A 17,313-nucleotide genomic window follows, 5' to 3' on the forward strand; every position below is an offset into this window, starting at 1 on the left:
TCCCCGGCTTCTCCACATGGCTGTCCACTGTTCGGCAACCCGGCGCACCTCACCACCGCGTCGAGTGAAAGGCGTCACACAAAGGTGCCGGGTTGGGCTGTGGGAAAGACGGGTAAAGCTGGGGACGGTGCTGGGGAGAACTCGCCCTCACCTGTGCACGGGGTGTGCAGAACTTTCCGTTCTCCACAGAGACCCCCGGTTGTCCACCGGCGCCGCCCACAGGCCCCGTGGACAAAATTCCCGCGCTGAGCTGGGCAAACGCGGTTATCCACGGTATCCACAGGCCCTACTACTACGAACGACTAGAGAGAGCCCGGAATCCGTTTCGAAGTGGGCCCTGTGCACAACTCGCTCCCGATTGCCCGGCTGCCCCTCGGCACGACTTGACCCCGAGAGGCACCTACTGTCAGTGCGGTGCGTCAGACTGGTCCCCGGTGTCCTTCCCCTCCCCGGGGCCGGCGACACCGAGACAGACGACGAAGGCGAAGCAGGGCGAGAAGCGCCGGCAACAGCAGGAGGCGGCTTACGGTGAAGATCCGGGTGGAACGCGACGTACTCGCGGAGGCAGTGGCCTGGGCGGCGCGCAGCCTCCCGGCCCGTCCGCCGGCGCCTGTCCTCGCCGGCCTGCTCCTGAAGGCCGAGGACGGCCAGCTGAGCCTGTCCAGCTTCGACTACGAGGTCTCCGCGCGGGTCAGCGTCGAGGCCGAGGTCGAGGAGGAGGGCACGGTCCTGGTCTCCGGCCGCCTGCTCGCCGACATCTCCCGGGCGCTCCCCAACCGCCCGGTGGAGATTTCCACAGACGGTGTACGGGCGACCGTGGTCTGCGGCTCCTCCCGCTTCACCCTCCACACCCTGCCGGTGGAGGAGTACCCGGCGCTGCCGCAGATGCCGAACGCCACGGGCACCGTCCCCGGCGAGGTCTTCGCCTCCGCCGTGCAGCAGGTCGCCATCGCCGCGGGCCGGGACGACACGCTGCCCGTCCTCACTGGTGTGCGCATCGAGATCGAGGGCGACACGGTCACCCTGGCCTCCACCGACCGCTACCGCTTCGCGGTCCGTGAGTTCCTGTGGAAGCCGGAGAACCCGGACGCCTCCGCGGTCGCCCTGGTGCCCGCCAAGACGCTCCTGGACACCGCGAAGTCCCTGGGCGCCGGTGACAGCGTCACGCTGGCGCTGTCCGGCTCGGGCGCGGGCGAGGGCCTGATCGGTTTCGAGGGCGCGGGCCGCCGGACGACCACGCGTCTGCTGGAGGGCGACCTCCCGAAGTACCGGACGCTGTTCCCGACGGAGTTCAACTCCGTCGCCGTGATCGAGACCGCCCCCTTCGTGGAGGCCGTCAAGCGCGTGGCCCTGGTCGCCGAGCGGAACACCCCGGTGCGGCTCAGCTTCGAGCAGGGCGTGCTCATCCTGGAGGCCGGCTCCAGCGACGACGCACAGGCTGTGGAAAGGGTCGACGCCCAGCTGGAGGGCGACGACATCTCGATCGCCTTCAACCCGACCTTCCTGCTGGACGGTCTGAGCGCGATCGACTCCCCGGTGGCCCAGCTGTCGTTCACCACGTCCACCAAGCCCGCGCTGCTCAGCGGCAAGCCGGCGCTGGACGCGGAGGCGGACGAGGCGTACAAGTACCTGATCATGCCGGTCCGGCTCAGCGGCTGACCTTCGTCCTCAGCCCGGGCGGGCTTTCGTCCACGGCTCCGCACCGTTCCCCACAGGTCTCCACAGCGGGGAAACCGCAGGTCAAGGGCTGTGTCCGGATGAGCGCTCAGGCCCACAGGTGTGCGCGGGTGTCCGGGTTTAGGCTCGGACACAGGTACGGCCGTGCCGCGGTGGAGAACCGCCCGGCACGCCGTCGTGCCGCCACGCCACCTCGGACACCTAAGGAACACAACTGATGGAGCTCGGTCTCATCGGCCTCGGCAAGATGGGCGGCAACATGCGCGAGCGCATCCGCCGCGCGGGCCACACCGTCGTCGGATACGACCGCAACCCGGACCTCGCCGATGTCCACAGCCTGGAAGAGCTGGTGGACAAGCTCAGCGGCCCGCGCGTGGTCTGGGTCATGGTCCCGGCCGGCGAGGCCACCCAGTCGACCATCGACCGGCTCGCCGAGCTGCTGCAGCCCGGCGACATCGTCGTCGACGGCGGCAACTCCCGCTGGACCGACGACGAGAAGCACGCCGCCCAGCTGGCCGCCAAGGGCATCGGCTTCGTGGACTGCGGTGTCTCCGGCGGCGTCTGGGGCCTGGAGAACGGCTACGCGCTGATGTACGGCGGCGACGCCGAACACGTCGCCCGGGTGCAGCCGATCTTCGACGCGCTCAAGCCGGAGGGCGACTTCGGCTCGGTGCACGCCGGCAAGGTCGGCGCGGGCCACTTCGCGAAGATGGTCCACAACGGCATCGAGTACGCCATGATGCAGGCCTACGCCGAGGGCTGGGAGCTGCTGGAGAAGGTCGACTCCGTGGAGAACGTCCGCGAGGTCTTCCGCTCCTGGCAGGAGGGCACGGTCATCCGGTCCTGGCTGCTGGACCTCGCGGTCAACGCCCTCGACGAGGACGAGCACCTGGACCAGCTGCGCGGCTACGCACAGGACTCCGGCGAGGGCCGCTGGACCGTGGAGGCCGCCATCGACAACGCCGTGCCGCTGCCCGCGATCACCGCCTCGCTGTTCGCGCGGTTCGCCTCGCGACAGGACGACTCGCCGCAGATGAAGATGATCGCCGCGCTGCGCAACCAGTTCGGCGGCCACGCGGTCGAGAAGAAGTAGTCCACACCCTGGGGAAACCCGGGGAACGCCCTGGGGACACCCGGGGACACGTTCCACCCGCCGGAGGAGGTCGGCGACCGCCATGCACGTCACGCATCTGTCGCTGGCCGACTTCCGCTCGTACGCCCGGGCCGAGGTCCCGCTCGACCCGGGCGTCACCGCGTTCGTCGGCCCCAACGGCCAGGGCAAGACGAACCTCGTCGAGGCCGTCGGCTATCTCGCCACCCTCGGCAGCCACCGCGTCTCCTCCGACGCCCCGCTGGTCCGCATGGGCGCCGAGCGGGCGGTCGTCCGCGCCCAGGTCCGGCAGGGCGACCGGCAGCAGCTGATCGAGCTGGAGCTGAACCCCGGCAAGGCCAACCGCGCCCGCGTCAACCGGTCCTCGCAGGTCAGGCCCCGCGACATCCTGGGCATCCTGCGCACGGTGCTGTTCGCGCCGGAGGACCTGGCGCTGGTGAAGGGCGACCCCGGCGAGCGCCGCCGCTTCCTCGACGAGCTGATCACCGCCCGTTCCCCGCGCATGGCCGGCGTGCGCTCGGATTACGACCGGGTCCTCAAGCAGCGCAACACCCTGCTGAAGACGGCCGCGCTGGCCCGCCGCCACGGTGGCCGCTCCATGGACCTGTCCACCCTGGACGTCTGGGACCAGCACCTCGCCCGCGCGGGCGCCGAACTCCTTGCCCAGCGCCTGGACCTGATCAACGCCATCCAGCCGCTCGCCGACAAGGCGTACGAGCAGCTGGCCCCCGGCGGCGGCCCGGTCGCCCTGGAGTACAAGCCGTCCGCGCCCGGCGCGGCCCACACCCGCGAGACCCTGTTCGAGCAGCTGATGTCCGCGCTCGCCGACGTCCGCAAGCAGGAGATCGAACGCGGCGTCACCCTCGTCGGGCCGCACCGCGACGATCTGCTGCTCAAGCTCGGCGAACTGCCCGCCAAGGGCTACGCCTCGCACGGCGAGTCCTGGTCCTACGCGCTCGCGCTGCGCCTGGCGTCGTACGACCTGCTGCGCGCCGAGGGCAACGAGCCGGTGCTGATCCTGGACGACGTCTTCGCCGAGCTGGACGCCCGTCGCCGCGAGCGGCTGGCCGAGCTGGTCGCGCCCGGCGAGCAGGTCCTGGTGACGGCGGCGGTCGACGACGACGTACCGCACGTCCTGGCCGGGGCCCGGTACGCCGTGTCCGGCGGGGCGGTGGAACGGGCATGACCGACCAGGCACCGCAGCGGGCGCCCGAACCCTCCGGCGTCGACCTCGCGCGCGTGGCGCTGCGGGCGGCGAAGGAGGCGGCACGCGCGCGTGGGGACGCGGCCCAGCAGAAGAAGCAGGCCCGCCGCGGCGGCGGGCTGCGCTCCGGCGCGCGCGCCGACGGCCGCGATCCGATGGCGCTGGGCGCGGCGATCAATCGGCTGATCACCGAGCGGGGCTGGGAGGCGCCGGCCGCGGTGGGCGGTGTGATGGGCCGCTGGCCGGAGATCGTCGGCGAGAACCTGGCCAAGCACTGCGTCCCGGAGAAGTACGACGAGGACGAGCGGGTGCTGGTGGTGCGCTGCGACTCCACGGCCTGGGCGACGAACCTGCGGCTGCTGGCCCCGCAGCTGGTGGCCCGTCTGAACGAGGACCTGGGCCATGGCACGGTCCGGATGATCAAGGTGCTCGGCCCCGGCGGCCCAGCCCGCCGCTACGGCCCGCTGCGCGCCCCGGGCAGCACCGGCCCCGGCGACACCTACGGCTGAGCCCCGCCCCTCACCGGCTCTCCCGTCACCAGCTGTCCCTTCGCCGGCTCCCGACCCTCACTGGCCGCCCCTCGCCGACCCGGCCTTCGCCGAGCCCCGGCGCTCGCCGACTCCCCTCCCCACAGCCCTCGGCGTCCCCCTCCCGCCCTTCATCCGCCTCACGTGACCGACATCACGTCGCTGCGCCCCACTCGTCCCCATTTCCACAGCGGTCACTGTCTTGTCGTACAACCGCAAGCACATGCGATTTCCGACCTGACCGGGGAGTAGCTTCGGGTTGACGCCGCGAAGCGCTGGGTGCCTCTGTGAGCCTCTTGGAGCCCCCTTCCGTATATCGGGACCCGATCGAGGACGGTTCAGGGCGGCACATGAGGACTCAGGTACCGGCAAACCCCCATCACTGTCAGTGCTACCGGTAGACTGGAAGACAATCCCGCCCCGACCGTGGGGACCGCCCGGGAAACGCTGAGCAACGCTGATCAAGGCTTACCAACGCAACATGCCGCAGCCGCTCCGGCAACCCGCCGACGAGCCCGGCTCGTGCTGTGCCAGAAAGGGCGCTTCGTGGCCGATTCCGGCAACCCCAACGAGAACATCCCGTCCACCGAGGCCGCGGCCGAAGGCACCGAGGCCTCCGTCTCGACCTCGTACGACGCCAGTGCCATCACCGTCCTCGAGGGTCTGGACGCGGTCCGCAAGCGACCCGGTATGTACATCGGTTCCACCGGTGAGCGCGGCCTGCACCACCTCGTGTACGAGGTCGTCGACAACTCCGTCGACGAGGCGCTGGCCGGGTACGCGGACACGATCGAGGTGACGATCCTCCCCGACGGCGGCGTCCGCGTCGTCGACAACGGCCGCGGCATCCCGGTGGGCATCGTCCCGTCCGAGGGCAAGCCGGCCGTCGAGGTCGTGCTGACCGTGCTCCACGCGGGCGGCAAGTTCGGGGGCGGCGGCTACGCGGTCTCCGGTGGTCTGCACGGCGTCGGCGTCTCGGTCGTGAACGCGCTGTCGAGCAAGGTCTCCGTCGAGGTCAAGACGGACGGTCATCGCTGGACCCAGGACTACAAGATGGGCGTCCCGACCGCCCCGCTGGCCAAGCACGAGGCCACCGACGAGACCGGCACCTCGGTCACCTTCTGGGCCGACGGCGACATCTTCGAGACCACCGAGTACTCGTTCGAGACGCTCTCGCGGCGCTTCCAGGAGATGGCGTTCCTGAACAAGGGACTGACCATCAAGCTCACCGACGAGCGCGAGTCGGCGAAGGCCACGGCCGGCGCGGACGAGGCGGGCGCGGACGAGAAGCACGAGCCGAAGACCGTCACGTACCACTACGAGGGCGGCATCGTCGACTTCGTGAAGTACCTCAACTCCCGCAAGGGAGACGTGGTGCACCCCACCGTCATCGACCTGGAGGCGGAGGACAAGGAGAAGTCCCTGTCCCTCGAGGTCGCGATGCAGTGGAACAGCGGCTACAGCGAGGGCGTCTACTCCTTCGCCAACATCATCCACACCCACGAGGGCGGCACCCACGAAGAGGGCTTCCGCGCGGCGCTGACGAACCTGATCAACAAGTACGCGCGCGACAAGAAGCTGCTCCGCGAGAAGGACGACAACCTCACGGGCGACGACATCCGCGAGGGTCTGACCGCGATCATCTCGGTCAAGCTCAGCGAGCCCCAGTTCGAGGGCCAGACCAAGACCAAGCTGGGCAACACCGAGGCGAAGACCTTCGTCCAGAAGGCGGTCTACGAGCACCTCAGCGACTGGCTGGACCGCAACCCGAACGAGGCCGCGGACATCGTCCGCAAGGGCATCCAGGCGGCCACCGCGCGCGTGGCGGCCCGCAAGGCGCGCGACCTGACCCGCCGCAAGGGCCTGCTGGAGACCGCGTCGCTGCCGGGCAAGCTGGCCGACTGCCAGTCCAACGACCCGGCCAAGTGCGAGATCTTCATCGTCGAGGGTGACTCCGCCGGCGGCTCCGCCAAGTCCGGCCGCAACCCCGAGTACCAGGCGATCCTCCCGATCCGGGGCAAGATCCTCAACGTCGAGAAGGCGCGGATCGACAAGATCCTGCAGAACCAGGAGATCCAGGCGCTCATCTCCGCCTTCGGCACCGGAGTCCACGAGGACTTCGACATCGAGAAGCTGCGCTATCACAAGATCATCCTGATGGCGGACGCCGACGTCGACGGCCAGCACATCAACACCCTGCTGCTGACCTTCCTGTTCCGCTTCATGCGGCCGCTGGTCGAGGCGGGCCACGTGTTCCTCTCCCGCCCCCCGCTCTACAAGATCAAGTGGGGCCGGGAGGACGTCGAGTACGCGTACTCCGACCGCGAGCGCGACGCGCTGATCGAGATGGGCCGCCAGCGCGGCAAGCGCATCCGCGAGGACTCCATCCAGCGCTTCAAGGGCCTCGGCGAGATGAACGCCGAGGAGCTGCGCGTGACGACCATGGACCAGGAGCACCGCGTCCTCGGCCAGGTCACCCTCGACGACGCCGCCCAGGCCGACGAGCTGTTCTCGGTCCTCATGGGCGAGGACGTCGAGGCCCGCCGCCAGTTCATCCAGCGCAACGCCAAGGACGTCCGCTTCCTCGACATCTGAGTCGGTCTCAGCTGACCGCACCAGGAAGGATTCCCACCAGCAATGACCGACGAGAACACTCCCGTCACCCCGGAGCAGGGCGGCGAGGTCGCCATGCGCATCGAGCCCGTCGGGCTCGAGACGGAGATGCAGCGCTCGTACCTCGACTACGCGATGTCCGTCATCGTCTCGCGTGCGCTGCCCGACGTCCGCGACGGCCTCAAGCCCGTCCACCGCCGCGTGCTGTACGCGATGTACGACGGCGGCTACCGCCCCGAGCGCGGCTTCTACAAGTGCGCCCGCGTGGTCGGCGACGTCATGGGCAACTACCACCCCCACGGTGACTCCTCGATCTACGACGCGCTGGTCCGCCTCGCCCAGCCCTGGGCGATGCGCATGCCGCTCGTCGACTCCAACGGCAACTTCGGCTCGCCGGGCAACGACCCGGCGGCGGCCATGCGTTACACCGAGTGCAAGATGGCGCCGCTGTCGATGGAGATGGTCCGCGACATTGACGAGGAGACCGTCGACTTCACGGACAACTACGACGGCCGCTCCCAGGAGCCGACCGTCCTGCCCTCCCGCTTCCCGAACCTGCTGATCAACGGCTCGGCCGGCATCGCGGTCGGCATGGCGACCAACATCCCGCCGCACAACCTGCGCGAGGTCGCCGCCGGCGCCCAGTGGTACCTGGAGCACCCCGACGCCTCCCACGAGGAGCTGCTGGACGCGCTCATCGAGCGCATCAAGGGCCCCGACTTCCCGACCGGCGCGCTCGTCGTCGGCCGCAAGGGCATCGAGGAGGCGTACCGCACCGGCCGCGGCTCCATCACCATGCGCGCGGTCGTCGAGGTCGAGGAGATCCAGAACCGCCAGTGCCTGGTGGTCACGGAGCTGCCGTACCAGGTCAACCCCGACAACCTCGCGCAGAAGATCGCCGACCTGGTGAAGGACGGCCGGATCGGCGGCATCGCCGACGTCCGCGACGAGACGTCGTCCCGTACGGGCCAGCGCCTGGTGATCGTCCTCAAGCGGGACGCGGTCGCCAAGGTCGTCCTGAACAACCTGTACAAGCACACCGACCTGCAGACGAACTTCGGCGCCAACATGCTGGCGCTGGTCGACGGCGTGCCGCGCACGCTGTCCCTCGACGCGTTCATCCGCCACTGGGTGACGCACCAGATCGAGGTCATCGTCCGCCGTACGAAGTTCCGGCTGCGCAAGGCCGAGGAGCGCGCCCACATCCTGCGCGGCCTGCTCAAGGCCCTGGACGCGATCGACGAGGTCATCGCGCTGATCCGGCGCAGCGACACCGTCGACGTCGCGCGTACGGGCCTGATGGAGCTCCTGGAGATCGACGAGATCCAGGCCAACGCGATCCTCGAGATGCAGCTGCGCCGCCTCGCGGCCCTGGAGCGGCAGAAGATCGTCCAGGAGCACGACGAGCTGCAGGCGAAGATCAACGAGTACAACGAGATCCTCGCCTCGCCGGTGCGCCAGCGCGGCATCGTCAGCGAGGAGCTGGCGGCGATCGTCGAGAAGTACGGCGACGACCGCAAGACCCAGCTGGTGCCCTACGACGGTGACATGTCCATCGAGGACCTGATCGCCGAGGAGGACATCGTCGTCACCGTCACGCGCGGTGGCTACGTCAAGCGCACCAAGACGGACGACTACCGCGCCCAGAAGCGCGGCGGCAAGGGCGTACGCGGCGCGAAGCTGAAGGAAGACGACATCGTCGACCACTTCTTCGTCTCCACCACGCACCACTGGCTGCTGTTCTTCACCAACAAGGGCCGGGTCTACCGCGCGAAGGCCTACGAGCTGCCGGACGCCGGCCGCGACGCGCGCGGGCAGCACGTCGCCAACCTGCTGGCCTTCCAGCCGGACGAGACGATCGCCGAGATCCTCGCGATCCGCGACTACGAGGCGGCGCCCTACCTGGTCCTGGCCACCAAGGCCGGCCTGGTGAAGAAGACCCCGCTGAAGGACTACGACTCCCCGCGTTCGGGTGGTGTCATCGCCATCAACCTCCGCGAGCGCGAGGACGGTTCGGACGACGAGCTGATCGGCGCCGAGCTGGTCTCGCCGGACGACGATCTGCTGCTCATCAGCAAGAAGGCGCAGTCGATCCGGTTCACGGCGACGGACGAGGCGCTGCGCCCGATGGGCCGCGCCACCTCGGGCGTCAAGGGCATGAGTTTCCGTGAGGGAGACGAACTGCTCTCGATGAATGTTGTTCGACCCGGTACGTTCGTGTTCACTGCTACCGACGGCGGATACGCGAAGCGGACCGCTGTCGACGAGTATCGCGTCCAGGGACGCGGCGGCCTCGGCATCAAGGCCGCCAAGATCGTCGAGGACCGCGGTTCGCTCGTCGGTGCGCTGGTGGTCGAGGAGACCGACGAGATCCTCGCCATCACGCTGTCCGGCGGTGTGATCCGCACGCGAGTCAACGAGGTCAGGGAGACGGGCCGTGACACCATGGGCGTCCAACTGATCAACTTGGGCAAGCGCGATGCCGTGGTCGGCATCGCACGTAACGCCGAGGCGGGACGCGAGGCGGAGGAGGTCGACGGCGACGTGGCCGTCGACGAGACCGCCGAGGGTGCCGCGACGACCGGCACGGACGAGGGTGAGGCGCCCTCGGCCGAGTAGCACGAGGAGTGAGACAGCGTGAGCGGAGCCACGGGCGCCGGACCGGCCGGTACCTCGACGGGTCGTACGACGACCGGTCAGGAAGCGGACGGCGGTGGCCGTGGCTCCGCCGCGCAGGCGGCGGATCCGCAGACGACGAACCTGAAGGCCGTCACGTCGCCTGCGAAGAACGCCGGTGCCGGTAACGCCGGTGCCGGTAGCCCCGGTGGAAGCACCGGCGCCGGTGACGCTGGCGCCGATGCCGCCGTCGCCGATGCCGCCGGCACCGCCAAGCGCGGCCGGAGCGGCAGGAGCGGCAGGAGCGGCAAGATCGGCACATCCGCCAGGAACGCGCGCAACGCGAAGACCTCGCCCTCGCCTGACACGCATGGATCCCAGGGGGGAACTGTGACGGACACCCGAGGCCCGCAGACCCAGCAGCCGGGGGCCTCGCCGCTGCCCGGGGAACGGCAGCCGCAGCAGCCCGCCGGGCCGTACCACCCGCCGCAGGCCTACCCCGCGGGGCAGGCGGCGCCGAGCGCGGCGGGCGGCGCCGTACGCCGGCCGCGCACCGGGGCGCGCACCACCCCGCGCGTCCGCAAGGCGCGCCTCAGGGTGGCGAAGGCCGATCCGTGGTCGGTGATGAAGGTCAGCTTCCTGCTGTCGATCGCGCTGGGCATCTGCACGATCGTGGCGGCGGCCGTGCTGTGGATGGTCATGGACGCGATGGGCGTCTTCTCGACCGTGGGCGGCACCATCTCGGAGGCCACGGGCTCCAACGAGTCGAACGGCTTCGACCTCCAGGCCTTCCTGTCCCTGCCCAACGTGCTGCTCTTCACCTCGATCATCGCGGTGATCGACGTGGTCCTCGCGACCGCCCTGGCGACGCTGGGCGCGTTCATCTACAACCTCTCCGCGGGCTTCGTGGGCGGTGTGGAGCTGACGCTCGCCGAGGACGAGTGAGGCGGTCCCCTGGTGGGCCGGACGTGGGGCCCGGACGGGGGCCCGGCCCCTCCCCGGTCATCGATTTTGGGACTGGCCCGGTCGTGCGCTAATCTTCAGGAGTCAGCGCGCGGGACACACACCGCAGAGCGCGGCGGGGCTATAGCTCAGTTGGTTAGAGCGCATCCCTGATAAGGATGAGGCCACAGGTTCAAATCCTGTTAGCCCCACCAGCGTAAAGACCCCCAGTCGATAGCGGCTGGGGGTCTTTGACGTCCATGGCTGACATCAGCCGATGAGTGGATGTTCCAGAAGCTCGGCAAGCATGCCGACCGCTTCCCGCTCACTGTCGCCGACGACGTGCGCGTACACGTCCATGGCCATGCTGATCTGGCTGTGCCGGAGGATCGCCTGGGCGACCTTGGGGTGCACCTTCAGGAGGGCGAGCAGGGTCCCGCAGGTGTGCCGGGCGAGCCGGACTGTGATCCGTCGCACACCGGCCCGCTTGACGAGCCGCTCGCCCGCTCCACGGGGTGTGGGTCGACGGCGGACGGGATGGGAGCTGGGGTGAGTGGTGGGCTGGGGAGAGAACGTCGTCCGTAGCCGTACTGCGTCCGGATCAGATGCAACCTGCCGGCTATGAACGGAACAGTTCAGCCGCGGCTCGGGCGGATGAGTCCTCGGCCCCGGCCTCGCAGGGCCTCCAGCAGCGCACCCACGACGAACGACTGGACCAAAGCGCTGACAATGACTCCACTGGCCAGGTACCAGACGGACGCATCCATGCCCCAGGCCGCCTCGATGATCCCTGCCGCCAGCAAGGAGACGGGGGCGGTGAGAAGGAAGGGCCATACCCCGACGATTCCGGGGTCCGAGAACAGTGCGGCAGTCACCTCGAACACGACGGACGCACCGACGAGCCCCAGATAGGCGGCAGAAGCAGCGTTGGCGAAGGTCAGGCGCAACAGGGTGCGAGCATTCATCGAATCCCCTTCAGAAGTGTGGTGTGCCCATCCTCCTGACGGGGCCATGACTCCGGCGTGAGTATCCGTACTCAACTCGACACGCCTCTACCCAAGTGGCGAATGAGCAAGGGGCAACAGCGTCGCGCCTGTCAAGGCTGGGTGCGGCCACTGACAACAGCCGCTGACACCACGGCGCGATCAGCAACGATCGCCCCCCGGCTTTCGACGGACGCCCAGCCATGGCGCACATCCCCGCCCAGCGGAACGCAAAAGCCACCGAGCCTGCCGCCGACAAGGCGTAACCTTCCGAAACCCGTGCCCCTACCGTGCCCGATCGAGCGGGAAGCCACGGGGAGCCACGGTCAGCACCCACGGTGACATCGCTGCCACGGCGGTGGTCAAGACCGTGTACGGATCGACGTTCCCAAAGCGTCGAGTGCTCCCACGGCCGCGTGGATATGAGCCGGACCGCGACGCAACCGTTCTCCCGCGCACCACCAGAACAGTCGCTCCTGTGCATCCTCCATTGGATGCATGCCCAGGCCATGCTCGGGGCACAGGGGCCACGCCTGCCACAAAAGCTCCATGACAGTCTCCTGTGCAGCATCGGTAACGCTCGCCAGCGCAGAGGCACGGCTGTCCTGCGAGTTCGGGTCCAGGTAGTTGCCGTGCCACTCGCCGTTGGCCATGGCGACGTAGACGTTCTCCGGCTCATCCGCATCGCAGGACGGAAGAGCCAGCAGTTGCAGAGGTTTCAGCTGGGGGAGCGTCACCGCCAGGTCCCGGTTCAGAAGGGCGAGAGCCTGGTCCCACACTGGGTACTCGCCCGGTGAGACGCGGCGAGGCTCAGGGGGGTCGAAAAGAGCGCACATAAACATCATCCTCCGCCACGCCAGAGACAGCCCCAATCGCTCAACAGCGTCGCCCCTGCAGAGACCGCGTGCGGCGGTTGACATCAGCGGGCCTCCGCGACGGCTTTCATCGGGGTGCTCACCGCTGCGGCGCCCGCGACCGCGGCCGGCTCGGCGCCGGCTCCGGTACAGGTCCGCACGTTCACCGCGGACAGCGGCGCGAAGCCGCCGGCCCAGCTCATCGGGCCGAACGGCGAGAAGCCGAGTGAGTGGGGCGTGGTGAGCTACCCCGCCGGTGCCAAGGGCCTGAAGACCCCCGCGTGAGCAAGGGCGGCGGCACCTGGAACTACGGCACCACCCTGGACGGCGTCTACAAGGGCTGCTACTCCGACTACATCCACCCGACGAAGAAGCGTCACCCGCATGCTGGCGATCGCCGCCGTCATCGCCCTGGTCGTCAGGGCGCTGTGGAGGGGGAGGGCGTCCGTACGTCCCGCGGGGTGACGTCCCCTGCGCGCACGAAGGCCCGGCCACCGAGGGGTGACCGGGCCGCTTCGTGAGGGCGGTACGCGGTTCGCCGTGCTGACAGGGTGGGGAAGGAGGATCAGGGGGGTGGGAGGACTCCCGCCGCGGGGTGGGCGGAGGGCCCCTGCGGCGGTAGCCGGTGGCGCTCAGCGCTGGAGGGGCGTGACGACCGCTTCTTCCGGAACGGCCGAGGAGGCGTCGGAGGCGTCGGACTCGTCGGTCAGGGGAGCGCAGTCGGTGTTCGCCGGGGCCGCGTCCGCGAGGGGCCGCTGCCGGCAGCTCGGGGAGGCGCCGTGGGCCTCGGCCCGGATCCGCTGTTTCATCGTGGGGGGCAGGGACCGGGCGCCGGCCCAGGCCCAGGGGGACATCGCCGGTGTCGCCGGTGTCGTGACCGGGGCGGTGGCGCCCTTGCCGCTGTTGCTGGCCGAGTCGGTCTGGGGTACGGCCGCGGCGGCGGTCGTGGTGACGAGTCCGAGCGCCGTGAACAGCGCGAGGAAGGCGGTGACGAAGGCGGTCCACAGCTTCATGACCGTGGTGCGGGCCATGGCCCCTCACTTTCGGGTTGGGCGATTTGCGTACTTTCCTCATGATGTGTATGCGGGTCGCGAAGTGGTGGACCGACGCCCGTGGCGCGTCGATGTTCAGATGAACACCACCCGTATGGACGCAAGGGGATCGGAGAACCTCTGCGGTGGCGCGAAATGGCCCGTTGTGTCACCATCCGTGATGGTCTGGTCACTGTGCGATCGGCAAGGCGGTTTCCGCTTCTACGGCGGCTTCGCGGGCGGGAGTTGGGCCCAGGGCGCAGGTCACCGATCGATATCGGTCGGTGTGTATAGTCGGGCGCCAGAGGTCCCCTACGTCAAGGAAAGACGAGGTCGCGCGGTGAAGAAGCTTCTCCTGGTCGCACTGGCCGCCATCGGCGGGCTCCTCGTGTACCGCCAGATCCAGGCGGATCGCGCCGAGCAGGATCTGTGGACGGAGGCGACTGACTCCGTGCCCACGGGTTCGTGACCACCGACATACCCGTCCGAGCAATCGGAACCGGAACAGTCTGAACAGACCCCGGCCGCCTCGCGGTCGGGGTTTCGTGTGTGCACGGCGAGGACGCCTGGGTAAGGGGGCCCGCGTGAGGTGGTGTCGTTCATCGGCGGTACGCGCGCGCGTGGCCGTCACCGCGGTGATAGTGGGGGCGCTGGCCGTGCCGGCCGCGCCGACGACCGTCCCCGCGGCGGCGGGTGTCACCGCATCGGCGGGACGCGCGCCAGCGGATCTTTTATCGGGGGACCTCGCGGCTGGGGACCTCGTGGCTAGGGACTTCATGGCCGGGGACTTCGTGGTTGGGGACGCCGCCGCGGCAGCCGACTTCGCCGGAGCGGCCGGTCCTGCCGCAGCGGCGGATGACGACCCGCGCGGATACGCCTTCGCCGCGGACGCCCGGCCCGTGCGCGCGGCGACGGGCACCACCGACGCCGCCCTCCTCCGGCCCGGCTCCACCTACCGGAGCACCCTGCCGGCCGACGGGGCCGCCCACTACCGCCTCGACCTCGACGCCACGTCGAACGCGTACGTCTCCGCCACCGCCGTACCCGACCCGGGCGCTGCCCTCGCCGCCTCCGACGGCATCAAGGTCTCCGTCCAGAACACCGACAGCCGTTCCTGCTCTTACGACACCGCGACCATCGGCGGCTCCCGCAGTCCGCGGCCGCTCACCGCGACGGGGGCACGCGAGGCGGACGGGCCGCTGTGCGAGGGCGCCGGGACGTACTACGTGGTCGTCGAGCGGGTCGGGCCCGGATCCGGTGGGACGCCCTGGGAACTGGAACTCGGCGTCGTCACCGAGCCGCGCCTCGCGCAGGCGGCGGCCACCCGCGCGCCGGAGGCCTGGGACTCCGCCTCTCCCGCGCCGCTCACGGACGAGCCCAGGCGACGGCCCGGCGGCGCCGGCTTCGACTCGGCGGCACCCCTGGGAGAGGGCGTCTGGACCGCCGGCATCACACCCGGACAGACGTTGTTCTACGAGATTCCCGTCGACTGGGGTCAACAGCCGTACGCCACCGCCGAACTGGGCAGCGCGGGCGGCGGCACCGGCCACTCCTACGCCGTCGCCGCGCTGCGGCTGTCCCTCCACAACCCCGTGCGCGCCCTCGTCGACGACGACGGCACCGGCTACGACGGCAGACAGCGGTCGGCCACGCTCGCACCGCTGCCCCCGGTCGACTTCGCCAACCGGTACGCCTCGGCCGACCGGGTGAGCGGTATGCGGTTCGCCGGCTCCTACTACCTCGTCGTGCATCTCGCCGCCCAGGTCGCCGAGAAGGTCGGTCCCGGGCCGTTCGGGCTGACGCTGCGCGTCCGGGTGCAGGGCGACGCGCAGGACGGCCCTCTCTACGCGGGCCGGTCCGCGCCCCAGGGGCTTTTCGACGTGACCGGCGGCGAGCGGGAGGCCGCGTCGGTCGGGTCCGGGGGAGGCGGCGCCGCGATGGCGGCGGTCGCGGTGGGCGGCTTCGGCGCGGGGACGCTGATTCTGGTGGGGCTTGCGGTGTGGACGGTGCGTGCGCGGCGGCTTGGAGCTGGGGGAGCCGCTAGATCTGGGTGAGCGCCCAGAACCCCACGGCGTAGCAGGCGAGGGCCAGCAGCAGGAGAGGGATCACCGTTCGGGCGGGCGGGCGGGGCCGGCGTGCGGCGGCGTGCGAGCGGCGTCCGGAGGTTTTCTGCTCGGGGAGTGGAACCTGCGGGTCGCGAGCGGTGTACGAAGCAGTAGAGGTGCCGGTGGGGTGCTGCTGGTGTGGTGGTGGCAGCGGCGGGGCCGCCGGGAACGACAGCGGGGCTTGCGAGCGGGGGGAGATGACGTGGTGGGGTTCGTGCGGGATGTGTGGGGGGCGCGAGGCCCCGGCCTGTGGGGGATGCGAGGCGTGGGCCTGCGGAGGCGGCAGGTGGAAGCTGCCGGTGTCCGACATGGCGGAGGGCTGCGGGGGAGCGGCCGGGACGGGCGAGGTCGGCGGGGTGTGCGGGGTGTGCGGGGGATGGGTGGGCTGGGGGCCGTAGGAGGGGTACGGACCTCGGGCCGGACCTGGGTTCTGCTGAAAGCCCTGCTGGGGGCTGTGGGTGGGGTCCTGGCGAGGATGCTCGGGCTGACGCCCCGGATCGGTTCCGGACGTCACGGACACCGTGCCCGGCCACGCGGAGCCGGAGTCGTAGCCGGACCCGGCGCCCGCGCCCGCGCCCGTGCCGGACCGGGAGTCCACGTCGCCCCCGGACCGGGCGGTGGCCGAGCGGACATCCGTCCGCACTCCGGGCGCCGGCCTCAGGGGGCCGTCCGGCCCGAACCCGTCCGGGAGCGGCCCGAGTTGGTCGAAGATCTCGATCAGCTCGTCGTCGGGCCCCGGCTCCGGCAGGAGCTCCGACGCCGCGGCGAGCGCCTTGCGCGCCCCGGTGGCCGTGCGGAAGCGGGCCTGTGGGTCGGGTTGCAGCAGCGCCGCCACCACCTGCCACAGCGGCTCGGGAACGTTCTTCGGCGCCGCAGGCGTGCCGTGCTCCGCGAAGTACTGCACCAGTGCCTTGGCGTCCGGTTTGGCGCCCTCCAGCAGATAGAGCGCCACCAGCCCCACGGCGAAGAGATCCGCGGGAAAGTCGGGATCGGCTCCCATCATCTGCTCCGGCGCGAGGTAGCCGGGCGTTCCCACCACCAGGTTGGTCTCGGTCAGCCGCGGCTCGCCGAACCGCATGGCGATGCCGAAGTCGGACAGCCGCAGCCTCGGCCGCCCCGTCCCGGTGGCCTCCAGCAGCACGTTGGCGGGCTTGATGTCGCGGTGCACCACGCCCTCGGCGTGCACCGCGGACAGCCCGGACAGCAGCTGGTCCAGCAGGGTGCAGACGAACGCCGGCGGCAGTGGGCCGTAGTCACCGACGAGGTGGACCAGCGAGCCGCCGGCGACCAGGTCCATGGTGAACAACACCTTGTCGTCGTCCGCCGCCCAGCTCGCGGGGGCCAGTACATGGGGGTGGTCGATCCGCAGCGCCTGCTCACGGACGAAGCGCAGCAGCGAGTGCGCGTCGCTCTGCTGGAGGACCTTGGCGGCGACATAGCGGCGGCGCCGGTGGTCCCAGGCGCGCCAGACGGCGCCGGTCCCGCCGCGCCCGATCGGGTCGACCAGTTCGTACCGGCCGGCGAAGACCTCACCCATCGCTGTACGCCGCTCCTCCCCCTCGGCCCCGTGCGTTCCCCTCGCGGATTCCCCCGTGTCCCGGCCCGCACCCCCGTTCGGCGCGCCCCCGTCGCGCCTCCTCCTCGCGTGCG

Annotated in this window: 15 protein-coding genes, 1 tRNA gene and 1 pseudogene; 12 read left to right on the forward strand and 5 right to left on the reverse strand. The window is 70.3% G+C overall.

The genetic code is table 11. From position 1 onward, the window contains the following. The first annotated feature begins 528 nt into the window (after positions 1-528). From dnaN to G7Z13_RS17670, 8 genes are all read left to right on the forward strand, one after another. On the forward strand, positions 529-1,659 hold the full coding sequence (dnaN, locus tag G7Z13_RS17635) for a DNA polymerase III subunit beta (protein ID WP_166000453.1): 1,131 nt from the start codon (positions 529-531) through the stop codon (positions 1,657-1,659). 235 nt (positions 1,660-1,894) lie between these two features. Beyond that, positions 1,895-2,770: a phosphogluconate dehydrogenase (NAD(+)-dependent, decarboxylating) gene (gene gnd / locus G7Z13_RS17640; RefSeq protein WP_166000456.1), complete on the forward strand. Its 876-nt coding sequence runs from the start codon at positions 1,895-1,897 to the stop codon at positions 2,768-2,770. A gap of 82 nt (positions 2,771-2,852) precedes the next feature. Continuing rightward, the gene (gene recF, locus G7Z13_RS17645; protein ID WP_166000458.1) at positions 2,853-3,974 is read left to right on the forward strand and encodes a DNA replication/repair protein RecF; all 1,122 of its coding nucleotides are present in this window, start codon (positions 2,853-2,855) and stop codon (positions 3,972-3,974) included. Continuing rightward, a complete protein-coding gene (locus tag G7Z13_RS17650) occupies positions 3,971-4,501 on the forward strand; it encodes a DciA family protein (RefSeq protein ID WP_166000460.1) in 531 nt (176 codons plus the stop codon). The genes recF and G7Z13_RS17650 overlap by 4 nt, the downstream gene beginning before the upstream one ends. A 540-nt stretch (positions 4,502-5,041) precedes the next feature. Beyond that, entirely contained in the window at positions 5,042-7,114 is a 2,073-nt protein-coding gene (gene gyrB, locus G7Z13_RS17655) for a DNA topoisomerase (ATP-hydrolyzing) subunit B (protein ID WP_166000462.1), read from the forward strand. A 42-nt stretch (positions 7,115-7,156) separates the two neighbouring features. Further along, a complete protein-coding gene (gyrA, locus tag G7Z13_RS17660; RefSeq protein WP_166000463.1) occupies positions 7,157-9,751 on the forward strand; it encodes a DNA gyrase subunit A in 2,595 nt (864 codons plus the stop codon). A gap of 18 nt (positions 9,752-9,769) precedes the next feature. Then, the gene (locus G7Z13_RS17665; RefSeq protein WP_166000465.1) at positions 9,770-10,693 is read left to right on the forward strand and encodes a DUF3566 domain-containing protein; all 924 of its coding nucleotides are present in this window, start codon (positions 9,770-9,772) and stop codon (positions 10,691-10,693) included. 135 nt (positions 10,694-10,828) lie between these two features. Continuing rightward, a tRNA-Ile gene (locus G7Z13_RS17670) sits at positions 10,829-10,905 on the forward strand. 55 nt (positions 10,906-10,960) lie between these two features. Here the strand turns inward: G7Z13_RS17670 and G7Z13_RS17675 are convergent. The 3 genes and pseudogenes from G7Z13_RS17675 to G7Z13_RS17685 form a co-directional block, all read right to left on the reverse strand. Further along, positions 10,961-11,185: pseudogene (locus tag G7Z13_RS17675) on the reverse strand (site-specific integrase); the annotation flags it as partial. Between the two features lie 140 nt (positions 11,186-11,325). Next, positions 11,326-11,655: a hypothetical protein gene (locus tag G7Z13_RS17680; RefSeq protein WP_166000467.1), complete on the reverse strand. Its 330-nt coding sequence runs from the start codon at positions 11,653-11,655 to the stop codon at positions 11,326-11,328. Between the two features lie 380 nt (positions 11,656-12,035). After that, positions 12,036-12,410, reverse strand: coding sequence for a hypothetical protein (locus G7Z13_RS17685; protein ID WP_240926248.1), 375 nt, complete (start codon positions 12,408-12,410; stop codon positions 12,036-12,038). 213 nt (positions 12,411-12,623) lie between these two features. On the opposite strand from G7Z13_RS17685, the gene G7Z13_RS17690 reads away from it, so the two are divergent. After that, positions 12,624-12,812: a hypothetical protein gene (locus tag G7Z13_RS17690; RefSeq protein ID WP_165994890.1), complete on the forward strand. Its 189-nt coding sequence runs from the start codon at positions 12,624-12,626 to the stop codon at positions 12,810-12,812. Then, positions 12,809-13,048 carry a lactococcin 972 family bacteriocin gene (locus G7Z13_RS17695; RefSeq protein WP_240926249.1) on the forward strand — a complete coding sequence of 80 codons (240 nt, stop codon included), beginning with the start codon at positions 12,809-12,811 and terminating at the stop codon, positions 13,046-13,048. Before G7Z13_RS17690 ends, G7Z13_RS17695 begins: the two co-directional genes overlap by 4 nt. Before the next feature lie 111 nt (positions 13,049-13,159). Here the strand turns inward: G7Z13_RS17695 and G7Z13_RS17700 are convergent, their stop codons facing one another. After that, positions 13,160-13,558, reverse strand: coding sequence for a DUF6344 domain-containing protein (locus G7Z13_RS17700; RefSeq protein ID WP_166000473.1), 399 nt, complete (start codon positions 13,556-13,558; stop codon positions 13,160-13,162). 340 nt (positions 13,559-13,898) lie between these two features. Between G7Z13_RS17700 and G7Z13_RS17705 the strand changes: the two genes are divergently transcribed. Further along, positions 13,899-14,027: a DLW-39 family protein gene (locus tag G7Z13_RS17705; protein ID WP_003999697.1), complete on the forward strand. Its 129-nt coding sequence runs from the start codon at positions 13,899-13,901 to the stop codon at positions 14,025-14,027. A 292-nt stretch (positions 14,028-14,319) separates the two neighbouring features. After that, positions 14,320-15,612 (forward strand): hypothetical protein, encoded by a 1,293-nt coding sequence (locus G7Z13_RS17710; RefSeq protein ID WP_166000475.1) that lies wholly within the window; start codon positions 14,320-14,322, stop codon positions 15,610-15,612. On the opposite strand, the gene G7Z13_RS17715 is transcribed toward G7Z13_RS17710, so the two are convergent. Next, a complete protein-coding gene (locus tag G7Z13_RS17715) occupies positions 15,599-17,200 on the reverse strand; it encodes a serine/threonine-protein kinase (RefSeq protein ID WP_166000478.1) in 1,602 nt (533 codons plus the stop codon). The two genes, G7Z13_RS17710 and G7Z13_RS17715, sit on opposite strands and share 14 nt — an antisense overlap. Positions 17,201-17,313: the final 113 nt, after the last annotated feature.

The organism is Streptomyces sp. JB150, from assembly GCF_011193355.1.
GTDB lineage: Bacteria > Actinomycetota > Actinomycetes > Streptomycetales > Streptomycetaceae > Streptomyces.

What these genes read in the sequence shown, in the direction of transcription:
- gnd (WP_166000456.1), top strand. Translation starts at nt 1,895, where the DNA reads ATGGAGCTCGGTCTCATCGGCCTCGGCAAGATGGGCGGCAACATGCGC.
- recF (WP_166000458.1), top strand. Translation starts at nt 2,853, where the DNA reads ATGCACGTCACGCATCTGTCGCTGGCCGACTTCCGCTCGTACGCCCGG.
- G7Z13_RS17650 (WP_166000460.1), top strand. Translation starts at nt 3,971, where the DNA reads ATGACCGACCAGGCACCGCAGCGGGCGCCCGAACCCTCCGGCGTCGAC.
- gyrA (WP_166000463.1), top strand. Translation starts at nt 7,157, where the DNA reads ATGACCGACGAGAACACTCCCGTCACCCCGGAGCAGGGCGGCGAGGTC.
- G7Z13_RS17680 (WP_166000467.1), bottom strand. Translation starts at nt 11,655, where the DNA reads ATGAATGCTCGCACCCTGTTGCGCCTGACCTTCGCCAACGCTGCTTCT.
- G7Z13_RS17700 (WP_166000473.1), bottom strand. Translation starts at nt 13,558, where the DNA reads ATGGCCCGCACCACGGTCATGAAGCTGTGGACCGCCTTCGTCACCGCC.
- G7Z13_RS17715 (WP_166000478.1), bottom strand. Translation starts at nt 17,200, where the DNA reads ATGGGTGAGGTCTTCGCCGGCCGGTACGAACTGGTCGACCCGATCGGG.